At 60.4% G+C, this 3607-nt stretch carries 3 protein-coding genes; all 3 read left to right on the top strand.

Annotation, left to right across the window (positions count from 1 at the left end; all coding sequences use genetic code 11):
• Positions 1-762, top strand: a 762-nt coding sequence (locus tag ACJWXQ_RS04040) for a flagellar basal body rod C-terminal domain-containing protein (protein ID WP_406672207.1), incomplete at its 5' end; no start/stop codon positions are given.
• 6 nt (positions 763-768) lie between these two features.
• The gene (gene flgL / locus ACJWXQ_RS04035; RefSeq protein WP_406672206.1) at positions 769-1962 is read left to right on the top strand and encodes a flagellar hook-associated protein FlgL; all 1194 of its coding nucleotides are present in this window, start codon (positions 769-771) and stop codon (positions 1960-1962) included.
• Positions 1963-2290: 328 nt separating this feature from the next.
• Positions 2291-3607, top strand: a 1317-nt coding sequence (locus ACJWXQ_RS04030; RefSeq protein WP_406672208.1) for a flagellin, incomplete at its 3' end; no start/stop codon positions are given.

The following is a 3607-nucleotide window of genomic DNA, read 5'->3' as shown; positions in this document are numbered from 1 at the left end:
GGCGAGTTGGTGAATTTTACCGGGGACGGCAGTGCCGCCGACCCCTTCGTCTTTGACGGCATGGAAGTGGTGGTGGATGGCACCGTGGAAGAGGGCGACGCCTTCCAGATTCAACCCACCCGCAGTGCCGGTGGAGGCCTGGCCCGGGAGATCAATGATCCCCGGGCCGTTGCCGCGGCGGCCCCCATCGTTGCCGGCCCCGGCGATGACAACCTGGGCACTGGCAGCATCAGTCTCGGCGAAGTGGTGGATATCGATGATCCCGATCTGCTGGACACCGTGGAGATCGAATTCATCGATGAGGACACCTTTGAGATCGATGGTACGGCCTTCACCTTCGAGCCTGGGGAGCCCATTGAATTCAATGGCTGGCGGGTGACCATCGATGGCCAGCCCGAGGCCGGCGATACCTTCACCGTGGAAGCCAATAGCGGTGCCACGGGGGATAACCGTAACGCCAACCGTCTCGCGGCCCTGGTGGATGAAGGGGTTCTCGACGGCGGCCAGACCTCCCTGCAGGACGCGGTGGGCGAACTGGTCGCCGATGTGGCGACCAAGACCTCCCAGTCCCAGTCCAACCGGGATGCCCAGCAAACCCTCAGGGATCAGGCTCGGGAGTCGCTGGAATCGGTTTCCGGGGTGAATCTCGATGAAGAGGCGGCGAATCTCATGCGTTTCCAGCAGGCATATCAGGCTTCGGCGCAATCCATCCGGGTGGCTGATACGGTGTTTCAGTCCCTGCTTAGCGCGGTAGGGAGGTAAACACTGATGAGAGTGTCAACGAGCTGGTTTAATCTGAATGCGACTCTGCAAATGCAGAATCAGCAGTCGCAACTGGCTAAAACCCAGGAGCAGGTGGCCAGCGGCAAACGTATTGTCCGACCCTCCGATGACCCCATCGGCTCGGTCCAGGCCCTGGAGCTGGGGCGTGCCCTGCAGAAGAACGAGCAGTTTGACCGCAATGCGACCATCGCCCAGAACCGCCTCCAGACTCAGGAGAGCACCCTGACGGAGGTAGGGGACATTCTTCAGCGGGCCCGTGAGCTCACCGTGCAGGGGGGCAATGGCAGCCAGGGCAACGACAGCCGCCAGTTCATCGCCAATGAGCTGCGGGAGCTGCGCCAGTCCCTGATTGATTTGGCCAATACCAAGGATTCCAGCGACAATTTCATTTTCGCCGGCTATCGCGGCGGCACCCAGCCTTTTTCCCCGACCCCGGATGGCGTGACTTATAACGGCGATGAGGGCCAGCGCACGCTGCAGATTGGGCCCAATCGTTTTGTCACCGATGGCAACCCGGGCTCGGAAGTCTTCATGCGTATTCGCGAGGGCAATGGGACTTTCAAGGTCGAGGCGGGTGAAGATAATCAGGGCACCGGTGTCATCAAGAACAGCAGTATCCGCGACCTCCAGGACTGGACGGGGGACAGTTACGAAATCGAGATCCTCGCCGATGGCGAGTACGAGGTCCGTGATTCGGTCGGTGACGTGGTGGAGACGGGCGTGTTCGCCTCCGGCGAGACCATTGGCTTTTCCGGTATCGAGTTCATCATCGATGGCAATCCGGAAGAGGGCGATCTCTTTGAAGTCACCCCCAGCCGGAATAGCAGTATTTTCAATACCTTTGATCGCCTGATCGATGCCTTTGAAACGCCGGTTAGTAACTCCCGCGACCGGACGCGGCAGCTCAACGAGATCAACCGCTCCCTGGATGATACCGATCAGGCCATTTCGCGGATGCTGGAGGTTCGTTCGGAAACCGGCGCCCGCCTGAAGGCCGTGGAAGACCAGATGTCGGTCAATGACGGGGCTCGCCTGGACCTGGAAACCACCAAATCCGGCATAGAAGATCTCGACTATGCCGAAGCCATCACCCGCCTCAACCAGCAGCAGGTGGGGCTCCAGGCTGCCCAGCAGGCCTATGTACGGGTCCAGGGCCTGAGCCTGTTCAACTTCATGTGATCCAAGGAGCAGAACCCGGGCCTCAGGAATGGCACCGTGGGAGCGGATTCATCCGCGATTTCAATCCCAAACCTGTCACACCGCTGTATCGCGCCCCCCAGGGCCCAGAAAACCGCCCCCGCAGCCGCCCATCCCGCTCCCTGCACCGTTCGTCGCCCGTTATGGAAAATTCCCCCCGGGCCCTAAAGTCTCCTCCCCTCCCGCCGTTAAGCCCACTGACAGCGCCGCAATTGTCCCATCGACCCAGAGGACCCGGCGTTGGGCATGAAGCCCGAGGTCTCACTCGGACAACTTCAGAAACGGCAAATTAGGAGTATGACTTATGAGCATGGGTTCGGTTATTAACACCAACATCATGTCGCTCAACGCCCAGCGGAACCTGTCTTCCTCCCAGGGCGCTCTGGCGACTTCCCTTGAGCGGCTCTCGTCCGGTCTGCGCATCAACAGCGCCAAGGACGATGCGGCCGGCCTGGCCATTTCCGAGCGTTTCACCGCTCAGATCAACGGTCAGAACCAGGCCATCCGGAATTCCAACGATGGCATTTCCTTCGCCCAGACCGCCGAGGGTGCGCTGGAAGAGGTCTCCAACCTCATGCAGCGTGTCCGCGAACTGGCTGTGCAGTCCGCCAATGACACCAACTCCGCCTCCGATCGGGAAGCCCTGAACCAGGAGGTTGAACAGGCTGTGGCCGAGATTCAGCGGATTGCCGAATCCACCCAGTTCAATGATCAGAACGTCCTGGACGGCACCCTCTCCGACCTGGTCTTCCAGGTGGGCGCCAACCGCGGTCAGACCATTTCCGTGGATGGTGTGGATTCCCGCACCGATCAGCTTGGTCTGCAGGTCTTCGGTGATCAGGAGGGCGTCAACACCAGCGACCTGGCCGATGTGGCTGGTGGTGATCGCACCATCACGATTGGTGACGATTCCATCGATCTTTCCGGGGCCGGTGACGACCTCTCTGCCATCGTTGACGCCATTAATGCCGAGGGCCTGTCCGGTGTTTCGGCTGAACAGGCTGAGTTCACCGAGACGGCCGAGATGACGGTGGGCTCGATTGAAGCCGCTTCGGATGGCGCTGGCGGATTAGAGGAAGTTTCCTTCGAATTCGATATTGGTAGCGCAACGATTTCGGTGGAAGCCGGCACTACCGGTGATTTCGGTGGAACGGCCTTGGCTATCGCGGTCGAAGAGGCCGTCAATGATGCCGACATTGGTGTGACCGTCGAGCGCGACGGGGACAGCCTGGTCTTCCGCAATGAAGACGGCGAGAATATCGAATTCTCCAACATGAGCATCACCAATGCGGCCACCGGCGTCAATACCGATGACCTGAGCGTGGTCTTCGGCGATGTCATGGGCGTGGGCGATGCCATCTCCAGCGTCACCACCGTTGCCACCACCGGCACCCTGGCTGTTAGCTCCCAGATTTCGGCGACCACTGGCGGCCAAGACCTGGTGTTCGAGCTGGAAGTGGCCGGGTTCAGCAACGTGGAAGTCACTGTCTTGGCCGGTGATATTACGGCGGGCGGCTCGGTGGATCAGGATGCGCTCGGTAGTGCCATCGCCGCGAGTCTGGATGGTCTGGCTGACATTACCGCCGCTTACAGCGCCACAAGTAACGAGATTTCGGTGACCCGCGCT

This window comes from Natronospira sp. (assembly GCF_007134575.1).
GTDB classification, from domain to species: domain Bacteria; phylum Pseudomonadota; class Gammaproteobacteria; order Natronospirales; family Natronospiraceae; genus Natronospira; species Natronospira elongata.
The sequence above is the reverse complement of the archived record's forward strand: the minus strand, read 5'-3'. Positions and strand labels throughout refer to the sequence as shown.

Bases quoted from the DNA above. Each gene is read 5' to 3' on its own strand.
- flgL (WP_406672206.1), top strand. From the start codon at position 769: ATGAGAGTGTCAACGAGCTGGTTTAATCTGAATGCGACTCTGCAAATG.